This is a genomic window from Pseudomonas oryzihabitans (genome assembly GCF_032027545.1).
GTDB lineage: Bacteria > Pseudomonadota > Gammaproteobacteria > Pseudomonadales > Pseudomonadaceae > Chryseomonas > Chryseomonas oryzihabitans_F.
In genome coordinates this window covers 261,890-286,104 of the sequence record NZ_JAVSJB010000005.1, presented here as the reverse complement: position 1 = coordinate 286,104, position 24,215 = coordinate 261,890, and the positions used below count along the sequence as shown (strand labels likewise).

24 protein-coding genes are annotated in these 24,215 nt (G+C 66.4%); 17 read left to right on the top strand and 7 right to left on the bottom strand.

Annotated features, from left to right (window positions below):
* Positions 1–18 precede the first annotated feature (18 nt).
* On the top strand, positions 19–375 hold the full coding sequence (locus tag RND78_RS10865; RefSeq protein WP_059226680.1) for a PilZ domain-containing protein: 357 nt from the start codon (positions 19–21) through the stop codon (positions 373–375).
* Between the two features lie 57 nt (positions 376–432).
* The gene (locus tag RND78_RS10860; RefSeq protein ID WP_312728641.1) at positions 433–1,215 is read left to right on the top strand and encodes a TatD family hydrolase; all 783 of its coding nucleotides are present in this window, start codon (positions 433–435) and stop codon (positions 1,213–1,215) included.
* 217 nt (positions 1,216–1,432) lie between these two features.
* Here RND78_RS10860 and RND78_RS10855 read toward each other — a convergent pair whose 3' ends face one another.
* Positions 1,433–2,563, bottom strand: coding sequence for an aminotransferase class V-fold PLP-dependent enzyme (locus RND78_RS10855; RefSeq protein ID WP_312728638.1), 1,131 nt, complete (start codon positions 2,561–2,563; stop codon positions 1,433–1,435).
* Positions 2,564–2,732: 169 nt separating this feature from the next.
* Between RND78_RS10855 and RND78_RS10850 the strand changes: the two genes are divergently transcribed.
* The 4 genes from RND78_RS10850 (at position 2,733) to RND78_RS10835 (ending at position 5,966) form a co-directional block, all read left to right on the top strand.
* Positions 2,733–3,374, top strand: a complete 642-nt coding sequence (locus tag RND78_RS10850) for a TetR/AcrR family transcriptional regulator (RefSeq protein ID WP_058764584.1) — start codon at positions 2,733–2,735, stop codon at positions 3,372–3,374.
* A 207-nt stretch (positions 3,375–3,581) separates the two neighbouring features.
* Positions 3,582–4,550, top strand: a complete 969-nt coding sequence (locus tag RND78_RS10845; RefSeq protein WP_312728626.1) for a GTP 3',8-cyclase MoaA — start codon at positions 3,582–3,584, stop codon at positions 4,548–4,550.
* 66 nt (positions 4,551–4,616) lie between these two features.
* The gene (locus RND78_RS10840) at positions 4,617–5,231 is read left to right on the top strand and encodes a DUF4823 domain-containing protein (RefSeq protein ID WP_312728622.1); all 615 of its coding nucleotides are present in this window, start codon (positions 4,617–4,619) and stop codon (positions 5,229–5,231) included.
* Positions 5,232–5,405: 174 nt separating this feature from the next.
* Positions 5,406–5,966, top strand: a complete 561-nt coding sequence (locus tag RND78_RS10835; RefSeq protein WP_312728619.1) for a DUF1285 domain-containing protein — start codon at positions 5,406–5,408, stop codon at positions 5,964–5,966.
* A 296-nt stretch (positions 5,967–6,262) separates the two neighbouring features.
* On the opposite strand, the gene RND78_RS10830 is transcribed toward RND78_RS10835, so the two are convergent.
* Positions 6,263–7,912 carry an electron transfer flavoprotein-ubiquinone oxidoreductase gene (locus RND78_RS10830; protein WP_312728616.1) on the bottom strand — a complete coding sequence of 550 codons (1,650 nt, stop codon included), beginning with the start codon at positions 7,910–7,912 and terminating at the stop codon, positions 6,263–6,265.
* A gap of 294 nt (positions 7,913–8,206) precedes the next feature.
* On the opposite strand from RND78_RS10830, the gene RND78_RS10825 reads away from it, so the two are divergent.
* The 5 genes from RND78_RS10825 to RND78_RS10805 all read left to right on the top strand — a co-directional run bounded on the left by RND78_RS10825 (position 8,207) and on the right by RND78_RS10805 (position 13,382).
* Entirely contained in the window at positions 8,207–8,959 is a 753-nt protein-coding gene (locus RND78_RS10825) for an electron transfer flavoprotein subunit beta/FixA family protein (protein ID WP_312728614.1), read from the top strand.
* Positions 8,959–9,888, top strand: a complete 930-nt coding sequence (locus RND78_RS10820; RefSeq protein WP_312728612.1) for an electron transfer flavoprotein subunit alpha/FixB family protein — start codon at positions 8,959–8,961, stop codon at positions 9,886–9,888. The genes RND78_RS10825 and RND78_RS10820 overlap by 1 nt, the downstream gene beginning before the upstream one ends.
* Before the next feature lie 220 nt (positions 9,889–10,108).
* Entirely contained in the window at positions 10,109–11,542 is a 1,434-nt protein-coding gene (locus RND78_RS10815) for a PLP-dependent aminotransferase family protein (RefSeq protein ID WP_312728610.1), read from the top strand.
* Positions 11,543–11,646: 104 nt separating this feature from the next.
* Entirely contained in the window at positions 11,647–12,171 is a 525-nt protein-coding gene (locus tag RND78_RS10810) for a hypothetical protein (RefSeq protein ID WP_312728608.1), read from the top strand.
* 101 nt (positions 12,172–12,272) lie between these two features.
* Complete coding sequence (locus RND78_RS10805) at positions 12,273–13,382, top strand: Gfo/Idh/MocA family oxidoreductase (RefSeq protein WP_312728606.1); 1,110 nt, start codon at positions 12,273–12,275, stop codon at positions 13,380–13,382.
* 266 nt (positions 13,383–13,648) lie between these two features.
* On the opposite strand, the gene RND78_RS10800 is transcribed toward RND78_RS10805, so the two are convergent.
* Together RND78_RS10800 and RND78_RS10795 are read right to left on the bottom strand one after the other, a co-directional pair.
* Positions 13,649–13,816 (bottom strand): DUF2897 family protein, encoded by a 168-nt coding sequence (locus tag RND78_RS10800; RefSeq protein WP_295461721.1) that lies wholly within the window; start codon positions 13,814–13,816, stop codon positions 13,649–13,651.
* 48 nt (positions 13,817–13,864) lie between these two features.
* On the bottom strand, positions 13,865–14,320 hold the full coding sequence (locus RND78_RS10795; RefSeq protein ID WP_312728603.1) for a multidrug/biocide efflux PACE transporter: 456 nt from the start codon (positions 14,318–14,320) through the stop codon (positions 13,865–13,867).
* A gap of 84 nt (positions 14,321–14,404) precedes the next feature.
* Here RND78_RS10795 and RND78_RS10790 point away from each other — a divergent pair, with 84 nt between their 5' ends.
* The 5 genes from RND78_RS10790 to RND78_RS10770 all read left to right on the top strand — a co-directional run bounded on the left by RND78_RS10790 (position 14,405) and on the right by RND78_RS10770 (position 20,049).
* The gene (locus tag RND78_RS10790) at positions 14,405–15,280 is read left to right on the top strand and encodes a LysR family transcriptional regulator (RefSeq protein ID WP_312728601.1); all 876 of its coding nucleotides are present in this window, start codon (positions 14,405–14,407) and stop codon (positions 15,278–15,280) included.
* A gap of 106 nt (positions 15,281–15,386) precedes the next feature.
* Positions 15,387–16,085 (top strand): orotidine-5'-phosphate decarboxylase, encoded by a 699-nt coding sequence (pyrF, locus tag RND78_RS10785; RefSeq protein ID WP_312728599.1) that lies wholly within the window; start codon positions 15,387–15,389, stop codon positions 16,083–16,085.
* A gap of 102 nt (positions 16,086–16,187) precedes the next feature.
* Positions 16,188–17,105: a MoxR family ATPase gene (locus tag RND78_RS10780; protein ID WP_295461713.1), complete on the top strand. Its 918-nt coding sequence runs from the start codon at positions 16,188–16,190 to the stop codon at positions 17,103–17,105.
* Positions 17,075–18,058, top strand: coding sequence for a DUF58 domain-containing protein (locus RND78_RS10775; protein ID WP_409457039.1), 984 nt, complete (start codon positions 17,075–17,077; stop codon positions 18,056–18,058). The genes RND78_RS10780 and RND78_RS10775 overlap by 31 nt, the downstream gene beginning before the upstream one ends.
* Positions 18,055–20,049 carry a DUF3488 and transglutaminase-like domain-containing protein gene (locus RND78_RS10770; RefSeq protein ID WP_312728592.1) on the top strand — a complete coding sequence of 665 codons (1,995 nt, stop codon included), beginning with the start codon at positions 18,055–18,057 and terminating at the stop codon, positions 20,047–20,049. Before RND78_RS10775 ends, RND78_RS10770 begins: the two co-directional genes overlap by 4 nt.
* Before the next feature lie 24 nt (positions 20,050–20,073).
* Here the strand turns inward: RND78_RS10770 and RND78_RS10765 are convergent, their stop codons facing one another.
* The 3 genes from RND78_RS10765 to RND78_RS10755 form a co-directional block, all read right to left on the bottom strand.
* Positions 20,074–20,253, bottom strand: a complete 180-nt coding sequence (locus RND78_RS10765; protein ID WP_312728591.1) for a hypothetical protein — start codon at positions 20,251–20,253, stop codon at positions 20,074–20,076.
* 74 nt (positions 20,254–20,327) lie between these two features.
* The gene (locus RND78_RS10760) at positions 20,328–21,602 is read right to left on the bottom strand and encodes a methyl-accepting chemotaxis protein (RefSeq protein WP_312728588.1); all 1,275 of its coding nucleotides are present in this window, start codon (positions 21,600–21,602) and stop codon (positions 20,328–20,330) included.
* Between the two features lie 160 nt (positions 21,603–21,762).
* Complete coding sequence (locus RND78_RS10755) at positions 21,763–22,593, bottom strand: TatD family hydrolase (protein WP_312728585.1); 831 nt, start codon at positions 22,591–22,593, stop codon at positions 21,763–21,765.
* A gap of 88 nt (positions 22,594–22,681) precedes the next feature.
* Between RND78_RS10755 and RND78_RS10750 the strand changes: the two genes are divergently transcribed.
* A complete protein-coding gene (locus tag RND78_RS10750) occupies positions 22,682–24,112 on the top strand; it encodes a transglycosylase SLT domain-containing protein (RefSeq protein WP_312728583.1) in 1,431 nt (476 codons plus the stop codon).
* Positions 24,113–24,215: the final 103 nt, after the last annotated feature.

Sequence of the window (24,215 nt, the reverse complement as noted above, 5' to 3'; positions counted from 1 at the left end):
CCGTCTCGAGAGAACTTCATGAGTTTGCCGCAGAACCTGAGTCCGCGTAATGGCATCCTGTCGCTCACCATCAAGGACAAGTCGGTGCTCTACGCCGCCTATATGCCCTTCATTCGCAATGGTGGCCTGTTCATCCCGACCGGCAAGACCTACAAGCTGGGCGACGAGGTCTTCATGCTGCTGAACCTGATGGACGAACCGGACAAGATCCCGGTCGCCGGCAAGGTGGTGTGGATCACGCCCAAGGGTGCTCAGGGCAATCGGGCTGCCGGTGTCGGCGTCCAGTTCAACGATGGCGACAACACGGCACGCAACAAGATAGAAACCTATCTGGCCGGCTCCCTGAAGTCGGACCGTCCCACCCATACCATGTGATCAGCCGCCGTCCTGTTCGGGGCGGGGATGTTCTCTGTGATTCAAGGCTAGTTTCCCGTGCATTTCGTCGACTCCCACTGTCACCTGGATCGACTCGATCTTTCCCTTCACGATGGCTCCCTGGACGCAGCGCTGGACGCTGCGCGCGCCCGTGGCGTCAGCCAGTTCCTCTGCATCGGCGTCGATGCCAACAACGCGCCCACCGTGCAGGCCCTCGCCGAGCGCTATGCCGATGTCCATTGCGCGGTGGGTATCCACCCGCTGGATGCCGCCCAGGGCAGCCCCATCGATCTCGACTGGCTGCTGGAGCGACTGGCTCATCCCCGCGTCGCCGCCATCGGCGAGACCGGACTCGACTACCACTACCAACCGGATACCGCCGAGATCCAGCAGCGCTCCTTCGCCCTGCACCTCGAAGCGGCTCGGTGCACGACGCTGCCCCTGGTGATCCACACCCGCGAGGCACGGGCCGATACCCTGGCGATGCTGGCCGCCGCCGAGTTACCTGGCGCCGGGGTACTGCACTGCTTCACCGAGGACTGGGCGACGGCCAAGGCTGCGTTGGACCTGGGCTTCTACATCTCCTTCTCGGGCATCCTGACCTTCCGCAATGCCGCCGAGTTGCGCGAGGTGGCGCGCCAGGTGCCGGCCGATCGCCTGCTGGTGGAAACGGATTCACCTTACCTGGCGCCCGTGCCGCATCGGGGCAAGGCCAACCTGCCGCAATTCGTGGTGGAGGTGGCCCAGTGTCTGGCCGATGTCCGCGGCGTCACCCTCGAGATCCTCGCCGAGCAGACTACCGCCAACTTTCGTCGGCTGTTTCCCCGCGCGTCGCTTTAGGCAAAAAAATGGCCCGGATATCCTGGGATACCCGGGCCGGACCAACGGTTCGCCTAGACGGAGAGCCGCCTCCCTGGCTCGCGCCGCGGGGGTCGGCGCGACCAGTCACCTGAGTATTGGCCAGCCTGGGCAAAGGTCCAGTCTTGACTGGACATTTTTTAAACAGTTTTGGAATAGCCCTGCCGCGACACTGGCTATCTGGTGCCTTTCGGTCCGTTCAGAAGCGGGCCAGGGCCCGGATCAGGTCCAGCGTCTGCTCCAGCACATGCTCGCTGGTGTAGAAATGCGGCGACAGCCGGATGCCCGGTCCGCGCTGGGCACAGATGACATCGGCAGTCTTCAGGCGCTCGAACAGTTGGCGGTTGTCCCAGCCTTCGAGGGAAAAGGTGAGGATGCCGGAGCGTCGTGCGCCGTTCTCCGGCGAGTGCAGCACGGCGCCGGGCAGTTTGCGGATGTCGCCGTCCAGCAATTCGACCCGTGCCAGCAGCTCCTGGCCCACCTTGGCCATGCCGGCGTCTTCCAGCAGCGACAGGCTGGCCTCCAGCGCCACGGCGCCGAGCATGTTGGGGCTGCCACATTCGAAGCGCATGGCCGTCTTCGCCGGTTGCCAGTCGCGCTGGCCGTAGTCACCGGCGTTATCCAGCATGTGCCAGCCGTATTCGTGCAACTGCAGTTGTTCGCGCAGGTCGGCGCGGCAGTAGAAGACGCCCAGGCCTTCCGGGCCGAGCATCCACTTGTGGCCATCGGCCATGGCGAAGGCGCAGTTGCACGCCTGGACGTCGAAGGGCAGGGCACCCAGTTGCTGGATGGCATCGACGCAGAGCAGCACGCCCCTGGCCTCGCAGCCCTGGCCGAGCGTGGGCAAGTCCAGGCGCATTCCGCTGGCGTATTGCACGGCGCTGATGGCCATCAGACGGGTCCGCGGGCCGCAGGCGGCCAGCAGGTTGGCTTCGGGCATTTCTCCCAGGGTGACCTCCACCACCTCGACGCCGAAGCGCGCCAGGGCCTCCCAAACGATCCGGTTGGACGGAAATTCCTCGTCGCTGATCACCACCTGGTCGCCGCTCTGCCAGTCCAGGCCGAAGGCGACGAAGGAGAGCGCTTCGGAGGTGTTCTTCACCAGGGCGATGTCGCTGCTCGCCGGAGCATTGAGCAGGCGCGTCAGGCGATCGCGCAGGCGCTGCTCCAGGCCCAGCCAGGTCGGATAGTTGCGCGCGCCGTACTGGCAGTTCTCGGCGGCGAACTCGGTGACGGCCTGGGCCGCGCGCTTGGGCCAGGGCGCCACGGCCGCATGATTGAGGTAGCGCATGGCATACGCCTGGGGGAACTCGTGCTTCCAGGAAGACATTGACTCGATCCGTACAATCTGGGTGTGATGGGGCATAATAAGGGGCGCGCCGGCGCTGTTCACCGATCCCATCGGTCGAGCTCGCCAAAGGTGTGACGAAGTGCCGGTAAGCCGAGGGGTAGCCGGTGGTTCGAGGCCCTATCCCTTTGAAAACAACAAGTGGGCTGCTATGCAGAAAGAATCCCGCAAGGTCCGCGAGTTCCGTCGCCGTGAGCAGGAAATTCTCGATACCGCGCTGCAACTCTTCCTCAGTGAAGGTGAAGACAGCGTCACCGTCGAGATGATCGCCGAGGCCGTCGGCATCGGCAAAGGTACCATCTACAAGCACTTCAATTCGAAGGCCGAGATCTACCTGCGGCTGATGCTGGATTACGAACGGGACCTGGCCGAGCTGTTCCAGTCGGACAACGTCGCCCGTGATCGCGAGGCGCTCTCCCGCGCCTATTTCGAGTTCCGCATGAGCGATCCGCAGCGCTACCGGCTGTTCGACCGGCTCGAAGAAAAGGTGGTCAAGACGCGCCAGGTGCCCGAACTGGTCGAGCAGCTCCACAGCATCCGTACTTCCAACTTCCAGCGGCTGACCAGCCTGATCGAAGGGCGGATCGATGAAGGCAAGCTGGAAGACGTGCCCCCCTATTTCCACTACTGCGCCGCCTGGGCGCTGGTGCATGGCGCCGTGGCCCTTTACCATTCGCCCTTCTGGCGCGACGTGCTGGAGGATCAGGAGGGCTTCTTCCAGTTCCTCATGGACATCGGCGTGCGCATGGGCAACCGCCGCAAGCGAGACGTCGAAACGCCTGTCCGATCCTAGGGCTCTGTACGAAAAGTCGCCGAGCGAAGGTCAGGCGAGGCGAAAAAGGCTGAGGAAGCGGAGTTTACGAGCGGTAAATGAGCATTCCGAAGCCTTTTTCAACGACGCATCACCGAGCGCAGACACTTTTCGTACAGAGCCAGGGTCCGATAGAGGCGAGGGACGCCGATCAATCCCTTTTCTCTCGTAGCAGTGGAGTCCCCAACGATGATCGTCGACCGCCAGGGTAGGGCGTTTCGCAACCTGCGGATCAGCCTCACGGCGGCCTGCAACTATGCCTGTACGTATTGCGTGCCCAACGGCAAGCGACTCGTGGCCGCGCAGGACGAACTCAGCGCCGAAACCATGGCCCGTGGCGTGGAATACCTCATCGATGCCGCGGGCATCGAGCGCCTGCGCATCACCGGCGGCGAGCCCCTGGTGACGCCGCGCCTGGAGCCCTTTCTCGCCCGCGTTTCCCAGCTCGGCCTCAAGGACATCAGCCTGACCACCAACGGCCAGTTGCTGCCGCGCAAGCTGGACTTCCTCATCGACCATGGGATCCGTCGGCTGAACGTGTCCTTGGACACCCTCGACGCCGAAGCCTTCCCGCGCCTGGCGCGCGGGGGCGATCTGGCGACGGTGCTGGCCGGCCTCGAAGCGGCCCATGCCGCTGGGCTCAAGATCAAGCTCAACATGGTGCCGCTGCGCGGGCAGAATCTCGACCAGGTCCTGCCGTTGCTGGACTATTGTCTGGAGCGCGGATTCGAACTCAGGTTCATCGAGCTGATGCGCATGGGGCACCTGGCGAAGGATCCCAAGACCTTCAACAACCAGTTGGTGCCCCTGGCCGAGTTGCTGGACATCATCGGTTCGCGCCATGCCTATGTGCAGGCCGATGCGCCGGTGGATTCCACTGCCCTGCGCTACCGCGTGGAAGGCGGTGGTCACTTCGGCATCATCGCCAACGAGAGCGTGCCCTTCTGCCGTACCTGCTCGCGGCTGCGCCTGTCGTCCACTGGCTGGCTGCACGGCTGCCTGTCGTCGAGCAACCGCCACTACGTCGGCGACCTGCTGGACAAGCCGCGCCACCTGGCCCTGCCAGCGCTGCAGCGACTCTTGGTCAAGGCACTTGGCGACAAGCAGGACGTGGCCTTTTCCGGCGGTATCACGGTGATGAAGATCATTGGCGGCTAGCAACTGGCGCGAAAGCTGCTAAAGCCCCTGCATCGACGGCAACTTGGCGCCGGACAGGGGTTTTCCATGGTTAAAGTGCGTTTTCTGATGGTGGCCGTGTTGTTGGCCTGTCTGGGCGGCTGCATGAACGTCAGCGACATGGCGTCGGGCGTCGAGTATCACCTGCGCGATGCCGGGCTGCTCGATCACAGCAGGACCCAGCGGCTGAACAACTTTCGGCTGCAGGCCGACTCCTACATCTACATAGCCCAAGGCGCCTTCGTCCCCATCGGACATCCCTATGCCCGTCCGAACGTGGTGGCAGAGGAGGCCTTCAAAGGCTTCGTGGAATACTTTCCGCGAGTGCGACGGGCGGACAAGCCCGAGGGCTTCGACGATGCCATGGCCAAGGCGCGGCAACTGGGTGCCCACTACCTGCTCTACACCCGTTTCGCCGGCGCGGACGACCGCATCGGTACCTGGGAGGAGTTCGAGGACCAGGATGACATCGGGCGAGTGGGACGTGACCGCAGCGTGGTGCAGATGATGTTGGTGGAGGTCGCCACCTTTCGCCTGGTGGATACGGCCAGTATTCGCAGCCGTGGCGGCTTCTTGACGTTCTACGACGAGCGCCCGGAAGACCTGCTGGGACCGGCACTCAATGAATACGCCCAACGCCTCCTGGGGTTGAGCGGTCGCTAGCGTGGTGTTTCAGAAGTTAACTGCACAATTTTGGCAGCGCTTTTTTTGCCCGGGCGGCGTTGCCACTCCTCGCCATAGCCCTGCTATGACTCGTCGCGGCGCCTGGCCCGAGCAAAAAAATCACTCGCCAATTCTTGCGCGAACTTCTGAAACACCACCCAAGAGGAGAAGAGTGTGAGCCAGGTTGACGTGACACGGAATCTGCTGGCGCAATTGCCAGCCACCGGAGAGGGTCGCCTGCCGCCCGTGGAGCTCTGGCATCCGCCGTTCTGTGGCGACATCGACATGCGCATCGCCCGCGACGGAACCTGGTATCACCAGGGTACGCCCATCACCCGGCCGGCCATGGTGCGACTGTTCTCCACCATCCTGCGCCGTGATCCCGAGCGCTTTGTGCTGGTGACGCCGGTGGAGTGCGTGGGCATCCAGGTGGAGGACGTGCCCTTTGTCGCCGTGGACGTCGAATGGAGTGGCGGCGGTGCCGAACAAGCCCTGGATTTCCTCACCAATGTGGGCGATCGCGTCGCCGCCGGCGCCGAGCATCCGCTGCGCTTCGAGACACACGATGACCAGCCGGCGCCCTATCTGCGGGTGCGCGGCGGGCTGGAAGCTCGGCTCAATCGGGCGGTGTTCTATCGGCTGATGGAGAGGGTCGAGGAGGGCACCCACGAGGGCCGCTCCTGGCTCGGCCTCTGGAGTCGCGGCAGCTTCTTTCCCGTCGCGCCCGCTGAATAGCAAAAAGGGTCCCGGGAGGTAATGCCAGTCAGTTGAGGACTGATCGACACGGGGCCAGTGCCAGCCTTTTCGTGAATATCTGCTGGACCTTTACCGCTCAAGTCCTATCGCGGCCATGGGCCGCTCCTACGGGATAAATCGGTGCCTGTAGGAGCGGCCCAAGGCCGCGATAAGGCCCTCAGCGCAGCATCGGCGGGCGGCCAGGCTTCACTGTTGCCCACCACCCACTAGGCTGTTCCAGTACGCCATGCGAAGGCTTGGCTGATCGGCATTACTGCAAGGGGCCTGTTACTGGCTTACATATTGGGATAGTTGGGACCACCGCTGCCCTCCGGTGCCACCCAGGTGATGTTCTGCGCCGGGTCCTTGATGTCGCAGGTCTTACAGTGCACGCAGTTCTGGGCATTGATCTGGAAGCGCGGTTCGCCACCGTCGCGGACTACCTCGTAGACCCCTGCCGGGCAATAGCGCTGCGCCGGCTCGTCGTACAGCGGCAGGTTCTGGGCGATGGGGATCGACGGGTCCCTGAGCTTCAGGTGAACCGGCTGGTCTTCCTCGTGGTTGGTGTTGGAGAGGAACACCGAGGACAGCTTGTCGAAGCTCAGCTTGCCATCCGGTTTGGGATAGGCGATGCGCGGCGCCTCGTCGGCCTTCTTCAGGCAGGTGTGGTCCATGCGCCGGTCATGCAGGGTGAAGGGCAGGGCGCCACCCAGCAGGTTGTGTTCGACGAAGGCGAAGGCTGGGCCGAGCAGCGGCCCGAACTTGTGCATGGCCGGGCCGAAGTTGCGGCTGGCATGGAGTTCTTCCTGCAGCCAGCTGCCCTTGAAGCCGTCGACGTAGCCTTGGAGTTCGTCACCCTCACGGCCCGCGGCCAGGGCCGCGACGATGGCATCGGCAGCGAGCATGCCGGACTTCATCGCGGTGTGGCTGCCCTTGATCTTGGCCGGATTGAGGGTGCCCAGGTCGCAACCGATCAGGGCGCCGCCCGGAAAGACCATCTTCGGCAGGGAGTTCAGGCCACCCTTGACCAGGGCGCGGGCACCATAGGAGACGCGCTTGCCGCCTTCCAGGTACCGGGCCACCACCGGGTGGTGCTTGTAGCGCTGGAATTCGTCGTAGGGCGACAGGTGCGGATTGCTGTAGGCCAGGTCGACGATCAGGCCGACCACCACCTGGTTGTCTTCCAGGTGATAGAGGAAGGAACCACCCGGATTCTCCTTGTCCAGCGGCCAGCCGGAGGTATGGATCACCAGGCCCTGCTCGTGCTTGGCCGGATCGATCTCCCACAGCTCCTTGATGCCGATGCCGTAGTGCTGCGGATCGGCGCCTTCGCCGAGCTTGAATCTCTGGCCGAGCTGCTTGCCCAGGTGGCCACGGCAGCCTTCGGCGAACAGGGTGTACTTGCCGCGCAGTTCCATGCCGGGGGTGTAGACCCCTTCCTTGGGCTGGCCTTCGCGATCCACGCCGAGGTCGCCGGTGATGATGCCGCGCACCACGCCCTGCTCATCGATCAGCGGTTCCTGGGCGGCGAATCCCGGATAGATCTCCACGCCCAGGGCTTCGGCCTGCTGGCCCAGCCAGCGGCAGAGGTTGCCCAGGGAGATGATGTAGTTGCCCTCGTTATGCATCGGCTTCGGCACGAAGAAGTTGGGCACCTTGGTCGCCTGGCGCTCGTCCTTGAGCAGGTAGATGTCGTCACGCTTGACCGGGGTGTTGAGTGGCGCGCCCAGCTCTTTCCAATTGGGGAAGAGTTCGTCCAGGGCGCGGGGCTCGAAGACCGCGCCGGAGAGGATGTGGGCGCCGACCTCGGAGCCTTTCTCCACAACACACACACTGATCTCCTGGCCGTTCTCGGCGGCCTGCTGCTTGAGGCGACAGGCCGCGGACAGGCCCGCGGGGCCGGCCCCGACGATCACCACGTCGAATTCCATGTATTCGCGTTCCACGGCTCACTTCTCCTCAGGCAAAACTCACGATCTGGTTATGTATGTAGGGGTGCAACAAAAGACTTCATTATATCCGGGGTGCTTCCTGCCACCCATTCAAACGTTTGTTTAAATTTTCTGCAAGCCTGTTAGACTCGGTAGCTGCCGGCCCCTGACGGACTGCCGCGTTGACCCCTGCTGCCATGGAGGTCAACATAGGAAGAATTTGCAACAAGGTGTGGGCCGACAGGGGTCGTGTCCAACGCAAGGCCGCCTTGGCGTCCTGTTTATTCACCAGAATAAATCGAGGGATTCATGAAGGTTCTCGTAGCTGTCAAACGCGTGGTGGACTACAACGTCAAGGTCCGCGTCAAGGCCGACCAGACCGGTGTCGACCTGGCCAACGTCAAGATGTCCATGAACCCCTTCTGCGAAATCGCCGTGGAAGAAGCGGTGCGCCTGAAGGAAAAGGGGATCGCCAGCGAGATCGTCGTGGTGACCGCCGGTCCCGCCCAGGCGCAGGAGCAACTGCGTACCGCCCTGGCCCTGGGTGCCGATCGCGCCGTGCTGATCGACACCGGCACCGCCGAGCTGTCGTCCCTGACCACCGCCAAGCTGCTCAAGGCGGTGGTGGACAGGGAACAGCCGCAGCTGGTGATCCTCGGTAAGCAGGCCATCGACAGCGACAACAACCAGACCGGCCAGATGCTGGCCGCCCTGACCGGCTTCGCCCAGGGCACCTTCGCCTCCAAGGTGGAGCAGGCCGGTGACGGCCTCAACGTGACTCGCGAGATCGACGGCGGCCTGCAGACCGTGGCGCTCAAGCTGCCGGCGGTGGTGACCACCGACCTGCGCCTGAACGAGCCGCGCTACGCCTCGCTGCCCAACATCATGAAGGCCAAGAAGAAGCCGCTGGAAACCCTGACCCCGGACGCCCTGGGCGTGGCGGTGCAAGCCTCCTACGAGGTGGTCAAGGTGGAAGCCCCGGCGGGTCGCCAGGCAGGCATCAAGGTCAAGTCCGTGGCCGAACTGGTCGAAAAACTCAAGAACGAAGCTAAGGTGATCTGATGGCCATTCTCGTCATTGCCGACCACGACAACGCCAACCTCTTCGGCGCCACCCTGAACACCGTCGCCGCGGCCCAGGCCATCGGCGGCGACATCCATGTGCTGGTCGCCGGCCAGAATGCCCAGCCGGTCGCCGACACCGCCGCCAAGCTCGCCGGTGTCAGCAAGGTGCTGCTGGCCGACAACGCCGCCTATGCCCACCAACTGCCGGAAAACATCGCACCGCTGGTGGTCGAGCTGGCCGCCAACTACAGCCACGTGCTGGCCGCGGCCAGCACCAACGGCAAGAACTTCCTGCCACGCGTCGCCGCCCTGCTGGACGTCGACCAGATCTCCGAGATCATCGCCGTCGAATCCGCCGACACCTTCAAGCGGCCGATCTATGCCGGTAACGCCATCGCCACCGTGCGCTCCAGCGCGCCGATCAAGGTGATCACCGTGCGCGCCACCGGTTTCGATCCGGTCGCCGCCGAGGGCGGTGCCGCCGCCATCGAAGCCGTGAGCCTGGTCAAGGACGCCGGACTCTCCAGCTTCGTCGGCGAAGAGCTGGCCAAGTCCGACCGCCCCGAGCTGGGCGCCGCCAAGGTGGTGGTCTCCGGTGGTCGCGGTCTGCAGAACGGCGACAACTTCAAGATCCTCTACGCCCTGGCCGACAAGCTGGGTGCGGCGGTGGGTGCCTCGCGCGCCGCGGTGGACGCCGGCTTCGTGCCCAACGACATGCAGGTCGGCCAGACCGGCAAGATCGTCGCGCCGCAGCTGTACATCGCCGTGGGCATCTCCGGGGCCATCCAGCATCTGGCGGGCATGAAGGATTCCAAGGTGATCGTCGCCATCAACAAGGACGAGGAAGCACCGATCTTCCAGGTGGCCGACTATGGCCTGGTGGGTGATTTGTTCGAATTGGTGCCGGAGCTGGAAAAGGCCATCTAGGGTTCCAGGTCTGCACAAGAAGCCCGCCGCCCGGCGGGCTTTTTCATGGGCGCGGCGAACGGCGGACCAGGGCGAGTGGCGTCAGTGTCCAGGTCACTGACTCTTTGTCGTTTTTGGACATTGCCCGCGCAGGAACGGACGCGCTAAGGTCAGGCTCATCTGTACCGGTCCACTTGAAAAGTAGTCTGCTACTGTTGCGCCTCGTCCAGGAAGACGCCCCATGACCAACCTGTTGCTCTATCAGCGTATCGCCCAGCAATTGGCGAACGACATCCGCAAGGGTGTCTACAAGCCCGGCGAGCGGGTGCCTTCGGTGCGCAAGCTGAGTCAGCAACTGGGGGTGAGCCATGCCAGCGTCCTGCAGGCCTACGCGACCCTGGAGGACCAAGGGCTGATCCGTGCCCGGCCGCAGTCCGGTTTCTATGTGCACCAGACGCCGGCGCTGACCGCGCCGACGCCGGACATCGCCACGGTGGAGCGCCCGAGCCTGGTGACCCGCGCCGGCATCATCAACCAGGTGCTGGCCGAATCGCGCCGCGAAGGGGTGGTGCCCCTGGGCATGGCGGTGCCCCAGACCGATTACCTGCCGTTGCGGGCGCTGCATCAGCAGCTGTCCAAGGTCACCCGCTTCCAGGCCCGCGCAGCCTTTTCCTATCTGCATAGCCCCGGCTTCGAACCCCTGCGGCGCCAGGTGGCGATCCGTCTGCGCGATGCCGGGGTAGTGGTGGGGCCGGAGGAGGTGGTGATCACCCATGGCTGCGTGGATGCCCTGCAGATGTCGCTGCGCGTGCTGACCAAGCCGGGTGATCTGATCGCCACCGAGTCGCCGTCCTACTATGGGCTGCTGCAACTGGCCGAGGTACTGGGGTTGAAGGTGATCGAGATCCCCTGCGATCCCGAGACCGGCCTCAGTGTCGAGGCCTTGCAGCTGGCGGCCAGCCAGTGGCCGGTCAAGGCGCTGGTGGTGACGGCCCGCCTGAGCAACCCCATGGGCAGCAGCATGCCGGAGGCACGGCAGAAGCAGCTGCTCAAGCTGGCGACCGAACGCAACATCGCCATCATCGAAGACGACATCTACGGCGAGCTGACCTACGAGAGCGGCTCCAAGGCGCTCAAGGCCCTCGACAAGCAGGGACGCGTCATCTATTGCTCAAGCTTTTCCAAGACCCTGTCGCCCGGGGTACGCATCGGCTGGGTGGTGGCCGGCCCCTACCAGGACGACATCCGGCGGCTGCAGACCTTCACCACCCATTCGGCCTGCAGCGTGACCCAGATGGGAGTCTCCGCCTACCTGGAGAACGGTGGCTACGACCGCCACCTCCGGGCTATCCGCCAGGAATACCGGCGCAACATGACGGCCTTCCAGCTGGCGATCCAGGAGCACTTCCCGGAAGGCACCCAGATGAGTCGACCCGGCGGCGGTTTCATCCTCTGGGTCAGCCTGCCGGTGCGGGTGGATACCCGGCTGCTGCACCAGCGCGCCCTCGACCAGGGGGTGAGCATCGCGCCGGGGATGATCTTCAGTAACACCGATCAGTTCAACCACTGCATCCGCCTCAACTGCGGCCTGCCCTGGGGGCGCGACGCCCAGCGGGCCCTGATGACGCTGGGCCTGCTCGCCCGTCAGCTGTGCCAGGAAACCCTGGCCGCCTAGCGGCATTTCTGGAACCCGCCGAGGAGCGCTGGGTCGGTTGTAGGGACTGATCCTGCCGTGCTCGCCAAGCGGTGAGCAACGGCCCTGGCTGGGTGGTGGATCCTATGCGCGGATATCTGGCTGCGGTGGCGACGACGGCGATCCTGTTCCTGGCCGGCTGCGATGGCGATTCTCCGCCGCCTGCAGCCAGGGCACCGGCCACTCCGGTATCGCCGGTCGCCAAGGCGCCGCCTGTGGCGAGTGATAACTCTAGCAGTGCTGCCGAGTTGCGCGCCCTGCGCCTGGACCCGCTGCCTGCCAAGGCCCTAGTCCTGCCGGAGCCGCCACCGAAGAAGCAGGACCTGGCGAAGAACACCCAGCTGAAAAAGCCCGCGCCGGCCAAGGAAACCCCGGTGATCCAGCGACCGCTGGATTTGAGCGTGCCTGGCGATCTCGACAAGCCTCAGGCCCTGACCTCCCACCGTGCCGTGGGCCATGCCGGGCAGACGGTGGCCGAGTCAGGTCTGCTGCCGCAGCTGTTTCGCAGTGACGACGACCCCGGTCGCTTCCAGCTGGGCGGGCGGGTCATCAGTCGCGATCGCAGCGACGACTTCGAGGGGGCAGAGGTGGAGTTGCGCTTCCGGCGCTGAGTGCGGCCGCTGCTGAAATCGCTGCCGGAACTTCATCGGCCCCGCGCTTGCCGACAGTTCAGGTGGCGGACACAACGTCTGCCTGGATTCGGGAGCGTTCCATGCCCAGTGCGACAGGCAAGATTCGTTATGCGGTGGTCGGTGGTGGTTGGATTTCCCAGGGCGCCTTCATGCCCGGGGTGAGCCAGACGGATAACTCCGAGATGACCGCTCTGGTCACCGGCGATCCGATCAAGGCGCGCGACCTGGCGGCCAAGTACGGCCTCAAAAGCTACAGCTACGAAGAATTTCCCACCCTGCTGGCGGCGGGCGAGATCGATGCGATTTACCTCGCCACCCCCAACTTCCGTCATCTGGAATTCGCCGTGCCGGCGCTGGACGCGGGCATCCACGTGTTGCTGGAAAAGCCGATGGCGATCAGCGAGGACGAGTGCCAGGCGATCAAGGCCGCGGCGGAGCGCTCCGGCGCCAAGTTGATGATCGCCTACCGACTGCACTGCGAACCGGGCACGGTGGACATGATCGAACGGGTGCGCCAGGGCGAGATCGGTGATCCACGACTGTTCACCTCGACCTTCGTCCAGCCGCTCGACACCGCCAACCATCGCGCGCAGAACGGTTTCTGGGCCGGTCCGGTCACCGACATGGGCCCCTATCCGCTCAACGCCGTGCGTTCGCTATTCGCTGACGAGCCCATCGAGGTGAGCGCCGTGGGCGCGCGGACGCCCGGACGTGATGTCACCACCTGGGATGCCGTGAGCGTGACCCTGCGTTTTCCGGAAGAGCGTCTGGCCACTTTCACCGTCAGCTTCAGCGGACCCAATACCGAGCGCTTCCAACTGGTGGGCAGCAAGGGGGAGATCGAGGCGTCGCCTTGCTTTGGCTTCGGCGAGGGCGTTGCCATCGGCTATCGCTTGACGGTGGATGGAGAGACGCAGGAGTTCAAGGCCCCGGTGGTCGATCACTTCGGCGGCGAGACGGCCTATTTTTCCGCCTGCATCCTGGAAGATCGTCAGCCGGAGATGGATGGGGAGGAGGGCTGGCGCGACGTGCGGGTGCTGGCGGCCATAGAGCGGGCGCTGGAGACGGGGCAGGCGCAACGCCTGGAGCCGCTGCCCAAGCGGCAGGGCCCGACCCGTGAGCAGGTGCGCAACCTGCCGCTGGCCAAGGTGCCGGAGTACGTCAACACCAAGGAGCCGCTGGAGTCCTGAGAGCCTGTTCATAATCTCGCGAGCTAGAGCCAAACAAGGCCTAGGCGGCCCCGCGAAAATAGCTGAGGAAGCGGATCGGACCCGCGCTCGGGTTTACGAGTGGTAAATGAGCATTGCGACGGGGCCGCCTAGGTGGGGCTGGCCTTCCAGGCCATTTTCAACGCGGTTTGGCCGACGCGCAGCAGATTTTGAACAGGCTCTGAGACGACGAGGCCCTGCGGCACCGATGTGCGGCAGGGCCTCACTCACGAAGTCAGGATACGTGCTCAGCGATCCTGCGCCTCCTTGGCGTCCATCTCGGCATTGCGCTGCCGAATCTTGGCTTTCTGTTCGTCGGTCAGGGGTACCTTGCGGGCGGTGTCCTTGAGCATGAATAGGCCGCCGACCACGGAGCCGATGGCGACCAGCAGGATCAACCAGGCATACCAGGGCATCTGTCTTCTCCTTGAGTGGCTATGGTCGTTCGACCACGGCGGAGCTTATCAGTGCGCCCGGCAGGGGGCGTTAGCGCGTTTGAGCCAGGCGGCGTAACCCAGGTCGTAGAGCCAGTTGAACGCCAGGGTGTAGGGCAGGAAGAACAGGATCAGCCCCAGGTCCAGCAACAGGGCCTGCCACAGGCCGATGGACAGCCACCAGGCGGCCAGCGGTACCAGCACCACGATCAGCCCCGCTTCGAAGGCGAGCGCATGCAGCAGACGCATCCCCAGCCCACGGTCGAAGCCAAGGCGCTGCTGCAGGCGGTCGAAAGCCAGGTTGAACACCAGGTTCCAGATCATGGCAATGGCGGAAAAGGCCGCGGTGAGCAGGCCCATGTGCGCCAGGGAACGGTCCAGCAGCCAGGCCAGGGTCGGTGCGCAGAGCAGAATGGCGATACCTTCGAACAACACGGCATGCAGCAGACGGGCACTGGCGGGACGCTGGGTCAGATGGATGGACATGAAAGCTTCTCCCTTGATGGACAGGCTTCCAGTCTCATCGGCTAAGCTAGGGAGATCAAAGTGGTATCCATAGGCTAGGCCGATATGTATCCCAATGCCGAGGCCCTCGAAGCCTTCGTCGAAGCCGCCGCGACGGGTTCCTTCAGTGCGGCAGCACGGGTGCTGGGCAAGCGCCAGTCCAGCATCAGCGAGAGCATCGCCCGACTGGAGGATGAGCTGGGGGTGGCGCTGTTCGACCGCCAGGGGCGCTATCCCGTGCTCACGGCTGCCGGCGAGCAACTGCTGGACCAGGCCCGCGCAGTGCTTTCGGCTCATGATCGCCTGGCTAATCGCGCCACCCAGCTGGCGGCTGGCGTGGAGCCACGGCTGACCCTGGTAATCTCCGATACCTACCAGCCCACGCGTTACGAAGCCCTGCTGACGGAGCTGGACCAGCGCTATCCCGATCTCGAATTCGAGTGCCTGATCGCCGAGGATGCCGATGTGCTCAGCCTGGTGCAGTGGCGGGCCAACCTGGGCCTGCTGGCCGCCCAGCCGCCCTATCCGGCAGACATCGAGGCGGCTACCCTGGACGGCCTGGTGACGCTGGGACTTTACGTAGCGAAGGATCATCCGCTGGCCGGGTGCCAGGGGCTCACCCAGGCTGACCTCGCGCCCTATCGGCTGTTGCGCCTGAGTACCGTGACGGAGGCGCCACCGCCGGCCTGCCGGCTGCCGGATACCCGCGGACGCTGCTGGTCGGCGCCCGACTACCTGCTGCTGCTGGAAATGGCCGTGCAGGGCTTCGGCTGGGCGGAGCTGCCGCATTGGCTGGTGGCGGGCTACGGCCAGGGGCGACTGGCGGAACTGGTCGTACCCGGCTGGCCGCAACAGGTGGCGGTGGACGTGGTCTGGTCGCGTCGGCGCCCGCTGGGACCGGCGGGCAACTGGCTGCGGGAACGCCTGCTCAAGCCCAGATGAGGCGCGGGTGGACCGCTGCGCCGAGACCCGGCCGGACAGCCGACAAGTGCCCGCGCCGCGCTTTTCTGCGAAAATGCCGGCCTTTGCCGTTTTGCCGAGAGCCTCCATGTCCGCCTGTACATCTCCCATCATCGTCGCCCTGGATTTCCCCTCGTCGTCCGCCGCCCTGGCGCTGGCCGACCGGCTCGACCCCGCCACCTGCCGGGTCAAGGTGGGCAAGGAGCTGTTCACCGCCAGCGCTGCCGGTGTGGTGGAGGCGCTGCGTACGCGCGGCTTCGAGGTCTTTCTCGATCTGAAATTCCACGACATTCCCAACACCACCGCCATGGCGGTCAAGGCAGCGGCGGAAATGGGCGTCTGGATGGTCAACGTCCACTGTTCGGGCGGCCTGCGCATGATGACCGCCTGTCGCGAGACCCTGGAAGTCTTCAACGGACCCAAGCCGCTGCTGATCGGTGTCACGGTGCTGACCAGCATGGAGCGCGAGGACCTGGCCGACATCGGCCTGGACGTCGATCCCCAGGAGCAGGTGCTGCGCCTGGCCGCTCTGGCCGCTCGCGCCGGCCTGGATGGCCTGGTCTGCTCGGCCCAGGAAGCGCCGGCGCTCAAGGCCGCGCAACCCGGGCTGCAACTGGTCACCCCCGGCATCCGTCCGGCCGGCAGTGCGCTGGACGACCAGCGTCGCATCCTCACCCCGCGCGAGGCCCTCGACGCCGGCTCCGACTACCTGGTGATCGGCCGTCCCATCGCGCGCGCCGCCGATCCGGCCCGCGCCGTGGAAGACATCCTCGCCACCCTGAAATAAGCGTTAAACCTCCGGCGCGAGGCTGCCGGCAGCAGGTGCTGCTATTCTCGTTCTGCAGGCCGACGCCTTCTCGCGTCGGCGCAAGGCGAGAGACCTCAGGGTATGCACGATAGGTTGAACGCCTGTCTCAAGGCGGTAGACGGCGTTTTGTTGGGCAAGGAAACCCAGGTCCGGCTCGCGCTGGCCTGCCTGCTGGCACGGGGGCACCTGCTGATCGAAGACCTGCCCGGCATGGGCAAGACCACCCTCAGCCATGCCCTGGCCAAGGTGCTGGGGTTGTCCTTCCAGCGTATCCAGTTCACCTCGGATCTGCTGCCCGGCGATATCCTCGGCACCTCGGTGTTCGATCGCGACAGCGGCCAGTTCGTCTTCCATCCCGGGCCGGTGTTCGCCGAGTTGCTGCTGGCCGACGAGATCAACCGCGCCACGCCCAAGAGCCAGAGCGCCCTGCTCGAAGCCATGGAGGAGGGCCAGGTGACCATCGAGGGCGCCACCCGGCCGCTGCCCGAGCCCTTCTTCGTCATCGCCACCCAGAATCCCATCTCCCAGGGCGGCACCTTCGCCCTGCCGGAGTCCCAGCTCGACCGCTTCCTGATGCGCCTGTCGCTCGGTTATCCGGGCCGCGCGGCGGAACGGGCGCTGCTGCTCGGCGGTTCCGGGCGCGAGCAGCTGCCGCGGCTGGAGCCCCTGCTGGACCACGCCCAGCTGCGGCTGATCCAGGCCGAGGTGCCGCGCATCCATGCCAGCGAGGCGGTGGTGGACTACGTCCTACGCCTGGTCGAGGCGACCCGCAGCCAGGCTACCTTCGCCCTGGGCCTGTCACCCCGTGGCAGCCTGGCGCTACTGGCCGCGGCGCGGGCCTGGGCACTGCTGGCGGGGCGCGACCATGTGCTACCCGAGGACGTCCAGACAGTGCTCCCGGCGGTGGCCGGGCATCGCCTGCGCGACATCGCCGATCCCGCCGGGCATGGGGGCGGCGCCCTGGTGCAGTGGCTGCTGCGCGAAGTCCCGGCGCTGTGACCGGCAGCGCCTGGCAGCGCTATCGAGACGGCTGGCTGGCCCGGCGAATTCCACCGGCCAATCGCATCACCCTCGATCAGCGGCGCATCTTCATCCTGCCCACTCGCCAGGGGGCGGCCTTCGGCCTGGCCCTGGCGCTGATGCTGCTGGCCGGCATCAACTACCAGAACAGCCTGGCCTATGGCCTGACCTTCCTGCTGTTCTCCCTGGCCCTGGTGACCATGCTGCACACCTATCGCAACCTGGCCGGCCTGCACCTGGCGGGTGGCGGTGCCAGCCCGGTGTTCGCTGGCGAGTCGGCGGGCTTTCGGGTGCGCCTGGAAAGCGAGCGAGGGGCGCACCAGGCCATCGGGCTGGGCTGGCGTGACCAGCCGCTGGTGCTGAGTGACGTGCCCGTGGGCGAGGGGGTGGCCCTGCAACTGTTCCACCCGGCGCCGACCCGTGGCTGGCTGCGGCCCGGGCGTCTGCGGGTGGAAAGCCGGTTTCCCCTGGGCCTGTTCGTCGCCTGGAGCTGGCTGGACCTGGACGTACGCGGTCTGGTCTATCCGTCGCCCCTGCTGAACGCACCCCTGCCGCGCAGCGGGCTGGACGCGGGTGGCGAGGAAGGGCAGCGCAGCGCCGGTCAGGGCGCCGATGACTTCCAGGGGCTGCGAGCCTACCAGCCGGGCGATTCCCGCCGCCGCCTCGACTGGAAGGCGTTTTCCCGCGGGCAGGGGCTGTTGGTGAAGGATTTCAGCGCCCTGGTGGGCAGCGAACTCTGGCTGGATTTCAGCGTGCTCGATGGCGATACCGAGACCCGGCTGTCCTGGCTGTGCCAGGCGGTGCTGGACTGCAGTGCCCGCCAGCTGCGCTTTGGCTTGCGCCTGCCCGGGCTGGAGCTGGCGCCCGCTAGCGGCGAGAGCCATCGCGATGCGGCGCTGCAGGCCCTGGCCCTGTTCGGGCGGCCGACATGAGCACCGCCGTGTCGCAACCCATTCCGCGCATCGCCCTGATCTGGCTGCTGGTGGCCCAGGCGCTGGTGATCCTACCGCACCTCACCCATCTGCCGCCCTGGGTCGGCTTGCTCTGGGCCTTCTGCGCCGGCTGGCGGGTGCTGCTGTTCCGCATGCAGGTGCGGGCGCCCACGCGGATCGAGAAGGGCGGCCTGCTGCTCTTGACCATGGGTGGCATCTGGTTGTCGCGCGGCTCCTTCATCGGCCTGGATGCCGGCGCCGTGCTGCTGTTGGTCACCTTCGCCTTGAAGCTGATCGAGATGCACAGCCGGCGCGATGCCCTGGTGGTGATCTACCTGGGCTTCTTCGCCGTGGTGATCGCCTACCTCTTCGAAGACGGCCTGCTCGCCGCGCTCTACAGCCTGCTGCCGGTGACCGCCCTGGTGGCGGCCTTGATCGGCCTGCAGCAGAGCGCCCTGGCCACGCGTCCGCTGGCAACCCTGGCGGTGGCCGCCAAGCTGCTGGTGCAGGCCGTGCCGCTGATGATAGTGCTGTTCCTGGTCTTCCCTCGGCTCGGCCCGCTCTGGTCGCTGCCACAGCCGGGCGACCAGGCGCGCACCGGGCTGGGCGAGAGCATGGCACCGGGGGAGATCGCCCAGCTTTCACAGTCCGCCGAGCGGGTGTTCCGGGTCAGTTTCGACGGCGAGCGTCCCGCCCAGCGCGACCTCTATTGGCGTGCCACCACCTACGAGCGCTTCGACGGGGCCCGCTGGTCGGTCGATCCCGACACGGCCTGGAGCCCCGAGCCGACCTGGACGCCCAGTGGCCCCAGTCTAGGCTACCAGATCATCATGGAGCCGAGTGGGCGTCCCTGGCTCTACGGCCTGGACGTGGCGCGCAGCGACCAGCGGGACGTGCGCCTGGCCAGCGACTTCCATCTGCAACGCCGGCGGCCGGTGGACCAGGCCCTGCGCTACCAGGTGACCAGCTGGCCGCAGGCGGTGCGCGAGGCGGGGCGGCTGTCCGCCTCCAGCCAGCGGCGGGCGCTGCAATTACCTGCAGGCGGTGAACCCCGTACCCGCGCCTGGGTGGCCCAGCTCAAGGCGCGCGATCCGCGGCCCGCGGCGCTGGCCGAGACGATCCTCGCCTATTTTCGCCAGCAGCCCTTCGTCTATACCCTGCAGCCGCCGACCGCCAGTGTCGATGCCATCGACGCCTTCCTGTTCGATAATCGCCGTGGGTTCTGCGCCCACTATGCCGGGGCCATGACCTTCGCGCTGCGGGTGGCGGGCATCCCGGCCCGGGTGGTGGCGGGCTACCAGGGGGGCGAGTTCAACGCTGCGGGCGGTTACCTGCTGGTGCAGCAATTCGATGCCCATGCCTGGGTGGAGTTCTGGCTGCGGGAGCGCGGCTGGGTCAGTGTCGACCCGACGGCACAGGTGGCGCCCACGCGAATCGAGCGGGGCTTGCAGGAAGCGCTGGCCGCCCAGGGCGCCGCCGACGAGTTCCTCGCCGACAATCCCTTCGCTGCCAACCGCTATCGCAACCTGGCCTGGCTCACCAGCCTGCGGCTGGGCTGGGACCGGATCAACTATGGCTGGCAGCGCTGGGTACTCAACTACGAAGGGGAGACCCAGGGCGACCTGTTCAAGCGGCTGCTGGGTGAAGGCGGCCTGCAGCGACTGGGCCTGGTGCTGGCACTGCTGGTGCTGGCGGTGCTCGGGCTCATGGCGCTGCTGGTGCTGCGGCCCTGGCAACGCACCCGCGATCCGCTGTTGGCGCGCTTCGGGCAGTTCGAGCGGCTGCTGGCGCACCAGGGCGTGCGGCGCCAGGGCGGCGAGGCGGCCGGGGCCTTCGCCCGGCGGGCGATGCAGTCCTTGCCGGCGGCGCAGGCGGAGATCGCGGCCTTCACCGAGGCCTTCCAGGCGCAGCGCTATGCCGGCCGCCCGCAGGACCTGGCGGTGCTGGAACGGGCGCTGAAACGGCTGCAGCGGCAGCTGCGCGCGGGCTAGGTCTACATAGGCAGGCCCGGGCCGCTAGGCGCGCAAGGATGCGCCCGCGGGCAAGCTGTCCGGCTCCTGCAGCGCGAAGGCCACCAGGCAGACCAGGCCGGCCAGGATCGAGGATTGCGGATGGGCACTGCCCAGGGCCTGGGCGACGCAACCCAGGCCCAGGAGCAGCAGGACGGCGGAGGTGAAGGTAGTGACCGAGCGCATGACGGGTCTCCGAAAAGGTGCGGGCATCTTGCCGCCTGTCGGGCAACCGTGCGAATGCGCTCTCGCTATGGGGGCTATAGGCGCAACTGGCGGATCGCCTGGTTCAGGGTGCCTGCAAGACCGGCCAGTTCGGTGCTGGTGGCGGCCGATTCCTGCGTGAGCAGCATGGTCCTTTCGGTGACGTCGCGGATGCCTACGACCGACCTGCTCATCTCTTCCGCCACCTGGGCTTGCTGTTCCGCGGCGACGGCGATCTGGGTGTTGCTGTCGCGCATCTGGGTCACGGCGGCGGTGATGTCGGCCAGGGCTTGCCCTGCGGCGCCGGCCTGGACCACGCAGTCGTCGGCCTTGAGCGAGCTGTCGCGCATGAACTCCACGGCGTCGCGGGTGCCGGCCTGGAGGCCGTCGACCATGCGGGTGATCTCGTCGGTGGAACCCTGGACGCGCTTGGCCAGATTGCGTACCTCGTCGGCCACCACGGCGAAGCCACGGCCGGCTTCACCGGCGCGGGCCGCCTCGATGGCGGCGTTGAGGGCCAGCAGGTTGGTCTGCTCGGCGATGCCGTGGATGACGTTGACCACGCTGGTGATGCGCTCGCTGTTCTCGGCCAGCTCCTGGATCATCACCGCGGTCTGCTGCACGCCCTGGGAGAGGTCGGCGATGGAATGGCTGACGCGCTCCACCGCCTGTTGGCCGGCATTGGCCAGGCGGTCGGCTTCCTGGGACTGGTCGCGGGTACCGGCGGCGTGTTCGGCGATCTGCTGCACCGTGGCGCTCATCTCGTTGATCGCCGTGGCGGCCTGATCGGTCTCCTGCTGCTGATCCTGCATGCCGCCACGCACACCCTGCATGCCGCTGACCAGGCGCCCGGCGCCTTCGTCCAGGCGGGCGGCGCTGGCGGCGACGGTGCCGACCACCCGGGTGTAGCTGTCCTGCATGGCGTTGAAGGCCTGGGTCATCTGCCCGACCTCGTCACGCCCGCGCACCTCGACCCGGGCGGTGAGATCACCGTCGCGTTCGACCCGCAGCATGGTGTCCTTGAGCCGTTGCAGATTGCCGAGGATGAAGCGGATCAGCAGTTGCGAGGCCACCAGCAGCACCAGCATCAGTACCCCCACGGCCAGGGCGTATTCCGGCGCCCGGGCCAGGAAGACGTCGCCGAAGGTCGGGGCGCTGAAATGGGCGGCGGCCTCACCCACGGCGGCCTTGACCGCCTTGAGTTGCTCGGCGCGGCCGGCGACTTCCAGCTGCATGGCGAACAGCACCAGCAACAGGCTGGTGACGAAGGCGACGGCATTCACCGCCCAGAACTTGTACTTGAGGGAGATATCACGCAGCCAGGCGAACATAGGGGGCATCCAGTCGGCGGGGCCGCACAGCCTGACAGGCCGGCGCGCCTCGAATCTTGACTGGCGTCAACGTCCTGCAGGGAGGAGGGCGACGCCGTGGAATAAGCCCTGAGGTTAACGGCCTGCGCGTTCGCGACTTTAGCGCAGCGGCGCCTGGTACCTAGTCGAATTCCTCGACCCGCTCTGGCACGGCGATTTCCGGCAGCTCGAAGAAGGCGCGGGCGGTGGCGGTGGTGTGCAGGGCGGTCTGCTCGGGCGTTTCGTGACGCAGACGGGCCACGGTGCGCAGGATCTCCGGCAGGAAGGCCGGCTCGTTGTGGCCGTGGCGCGGCTTGGGTCTGAGGGTACGTGGCAGCAGGTAGGGGGCGTCGGTCTCCAGCATCAGCCGGCCGACCGGGATCTGGCCGACCAGCTCGTGCAGGTGCAGGCCGCGGCGCTCGTCGCAGATCCAGCCGGTGATGCCCAGGTGCAGGTCCAGATCCAGATAGCCGTAGAGTGCCTTGCGCTCGCCGGTGAAGCAGTGCACCACCGCGGCGGGCAGGTGGTCGCGGTAGTCGCGCAGGATCGCCAGCATCCGCTCGCTGGCATCGCGCTCGTGGAGGAACACCGGGCGGCGCAGCTCGGCGGCCAGCGCCAGTTGTTCCTCGAAGCAGCGTTCCTGCTGCGGACGGGGCGTGAAGTCACGATTGAAATCCAGCCCGCATTCACCCAGGGCGCGCACCTTGGGCTGGCAGGCCAGGTCGCGCAGGGTCTGTGCGGCAGCGGCATTCCAGGTCGAGGCCTCGTGGGGATGGACCCCGGCGGTGCTGAACAGGGCGTCACCGGCATCCAGGCGCAGGCAGAGATTGAGGGCGTTCTCGCTGTCCTCCAGGGTGGTGCCGGTGAGCACCAATTGCACCACGCCGGCGGCCTGGGCCCGCTCGACCACCGCGTCCACCTCCTTGAGCAGGCTGGGGTGGGTGAGGTTGACGCCGATGTCGATCAGTTGCATGGTGCGGGCCTTCTACGAACTCTATTTCCCCATTCTATCCGTAGTCCGGGTGCTATCGGCGCTGTCCCGGCCAGGTCAGGAGTCCTGGATGCCGTTTCGATTCACCCTGGCCGTGCTCGGCTGCCTGCTCGCCGGTTCCGCCCAGGCCCGTCTGGGTGCCTTGCCGCCCGAAGCCCCGCGTCACGTCGCGGCGCGCGACCTGGCCGCCATCGAGCGCGCAGGGGAATTACGCGTGCTGGTCAACCAGAGCCGCCACAGCTCCGGTGAATGGAACGGCCAGGCACTGGGCATCGAGTATCGGCGGCTGCAAGCCTTCGCTCGCTATCTCCAGCATCAACCCGGTGGCCGGCCGCTGCGTCTGGTGTTCGTACCCAAGGCCAAGGAAGACCTGCTGCCGGCGCTGCAACGGGGCGAGGGCGATCTGGTGGCACCCGGGGAGACCCTGCTGCCGCCAGCGCATTCGGCCCTGATCGCCGCGCCGGTGGCGGCGCCCACCAATCTGGTGGTGGTCAGCGGTCGTGGCCAGCGCCTACCGCGGCATTTGGAGCTATTGGCGGGGCGGCGGGTGGTCCTGCCCCAGGGCAGCGAGGCCGGTTCGGCCTTGGCGCGGCTCAATACCCAGTTGGCAAGACGCAAGCTGAAACCGGTGCAGATCGAGTGGGCCGATCCCACCCTGGCGGTGGAAGACGTGCTGGAGCTGACCCAGGCTGGTATCTATCCGCTCACGGTGGTCGAATCCGGCCTGGCCCATCGCTGGGCGCGGGTACTGCCGCGCCTGCGGGTGGCTGATCGGCTGGTAGTTGCCCATGACCAGGTACAGCTCTGGTATCTGCGCGGCCCGGCGCAGCAACTCGCCGAACGGGTGCGCGCCTTTGCCCGACAACCCCAGGCACGCGACGACGACAAGGCTTTTCGCCAGGCGTCCGCCCGTCGCTACCAGGTGCGCGATCCACTGCAGGCCCATGACCGCAAGCGACTGGCCCAGGTGCGGCCGCTCCTGCAGCGCTATGCCAAGGCTTACGACTTCGACTGGCTGACCCTGGCTGCCATGGCCTACAAGGAATCCGGTCTCGATCCCCAAGCGCGGGGCGCCGGGCGTGCGGCGGGGCTACTGCAGATCACCCCGCGGGCAGCGCGCAGCGTCGGGGTGCACAACCTGCATTCCGCCGACGACAACGTCAAGGCCGCCACCCGCTATCTGGCGCGGCTGCGGCGGGAATTCTTCGCCAGTCCGCGGCTGACCGAGCGGGAACGTCGCGCCTTCACCCTGGCGGCCTACAACCTGGGTCCGGAACGTGTCCAGGCGCTGCGGGCCAAGGCGCGCCAGCAGGGGCTGGACGGCGACCGCTGGTTCTTCCAGGTCGAACGCATCGCCGCGGAGGAGGTGGGCATTGGGGTGGTCAACTACGTGGCCAGCGTCAACAAGTACCGGGTGGCCTTCAGTCGGGAGCGCGCGCGCCTGGAGGCGCCGGCCGTGGCGGCGACGGGCGCCAAGGATGCCAGGCACGAGGATGGTTGAAGCCCGCTTGACAGGGCCGCCGGGCCCTCCCTAGGATGATCCCGCGCCGATTTAAACAGCAACTTGCGGGGCGCTCCCAAATACCGCTAAAGCGCTGGACGGA

Coding starts and splice junctions, on each gene's coding strand:
- RND78_RS10770 (WP_312728592.1), top strand. CDS start 18,055: ATGAGCACCGCCGTGTCGCAACCCATTCCGCGCATCGCCCTGATCTGG.
- RND78_RS10815 (WP_312728610.1), top strand. CDS start 10,109: ATGACCAACCTGTTGCTCTATCAGCGTATCGCCCAGCAATTGGCGAAC.
- RND78_RS10805 (WP_312728606.1), top strand. CDS start 12,273: ATGCCCAGTGCGACAGGCAAGATTCGTTATGCGGTGGTCGGTGGTGGT.
- RND78_RS10850 (WP_058764584.1), top strand. CDS start 2,733: ATGCAGAAAGAATCCCGCAAGGTCCGCGAGTTCCGTCGCCGTGAGCAG.
- RND78_RS10855 (WP_312728638.1), bottom strand. CDS start 2,563: ATGTCTTCCTGGAAGCACGAGTTCCCCCAGGCGTATGCCATGCGCTAC.
- RND78_RS10755 (WP_312728585.1), bottom strand. CDS start 22,593: ATGCAACTGATCGACATCGGCGTCAACCTCACCCACCCCAGCCTGCTC.
- RND78_RS10795 (WP_312728603.1), bottom strand. CDS start 14,320: ATGTCCATCCATCTGACCCAGCGTCCCGCCAGTGCCCGTCTGCTGCAT.
- RND78_RS10790 (WP_312728601.1), top strand. CDS start 14,405: ATGTATCCCAATGCCGAGGCCCTCGAAGCCTTCGTCGAAGCCGCCGCG.
- RND78_RS10825 (WP_312728614.1), top strand. CDS start 8,207: ATGAAGGTTCTCGTAGCTGTCAAACGCGTGGTGGACTACAACGTCAAG.
- RND78_RS10760 (WP_312728588.1), bottom strand. CDS start 21,602: ATGTTCGCCTGGCTGCGTGATATCTCCCTCAAGTACAAGTTCTGGGCG.
- pyrF (WP_312728599.1), top strand. CDS start 15,387: ATGTCCGCCTGTACATCTCCCATCATCGTCGCCCTGGATTTCCCCTCG.
- RND78_RS10810 (WP_312728608.1), top strand. CDS start 11,647: ATGCGCGGATATCTGGCTGCGGTGGCGACGACGGCGATCCTGTTCCTG.
- RND78_RS10865 (WP_059226680.1), top strand. CDS start 19: ATGAGTTTGCCGCAGAACCTGAGTCCGCGTAATGGCATCCTGTCGCTC.
- RND78_RS10800 (WP_295461721.1), bottom strand. CDS start 13,816: ATGCCCTGGTATGCCTGGTTGATCCTGCTGGTCGCCATCGGCTCCGTG.
- RND78_RS10765 (WP_312728591.1), bottom strand. CDS start 20,253: ATGCGCTCGGTCACTACCTTCACCTCCGCCGTCCTGCTGCTCCTGGGC.
- RND78_RS10750 (WP_312728583.1), top strand. CDS start 22,682: ATGCCGTTTCGATTCACCCTGGCCGTGCTCGGCTGCCTGCTCGCCGGT.
- RND78_RS10845 (WP_312728626.1), top strand. CDS start 3,582: ATGATCGTCGACCGCCAGGGTAGGGCGTTTCGCAACCTGCGGATCAGC.
- RND78_RS10780 (WP_295461713.1), top strand. CDS start 16,188: ATGCACGATAGGTTGAACGCCTGTCTCAAGGCGGTAGACGGCGTTTTG.
- RND78_RS10820 (WP_312728612.1), top strand. CDS start 8,959: ATGGCCATTCTCGTCATTGCCGACCACGACAACGCCAACCTCTTCGGC.
- RND78_RS10840 (WP_312728622.1), top strand. CDS start 4,617: ATGGTTAAAGTGCGTTTTCTGATGGTGGCCGTGTTGTTGGCCTGTCTG.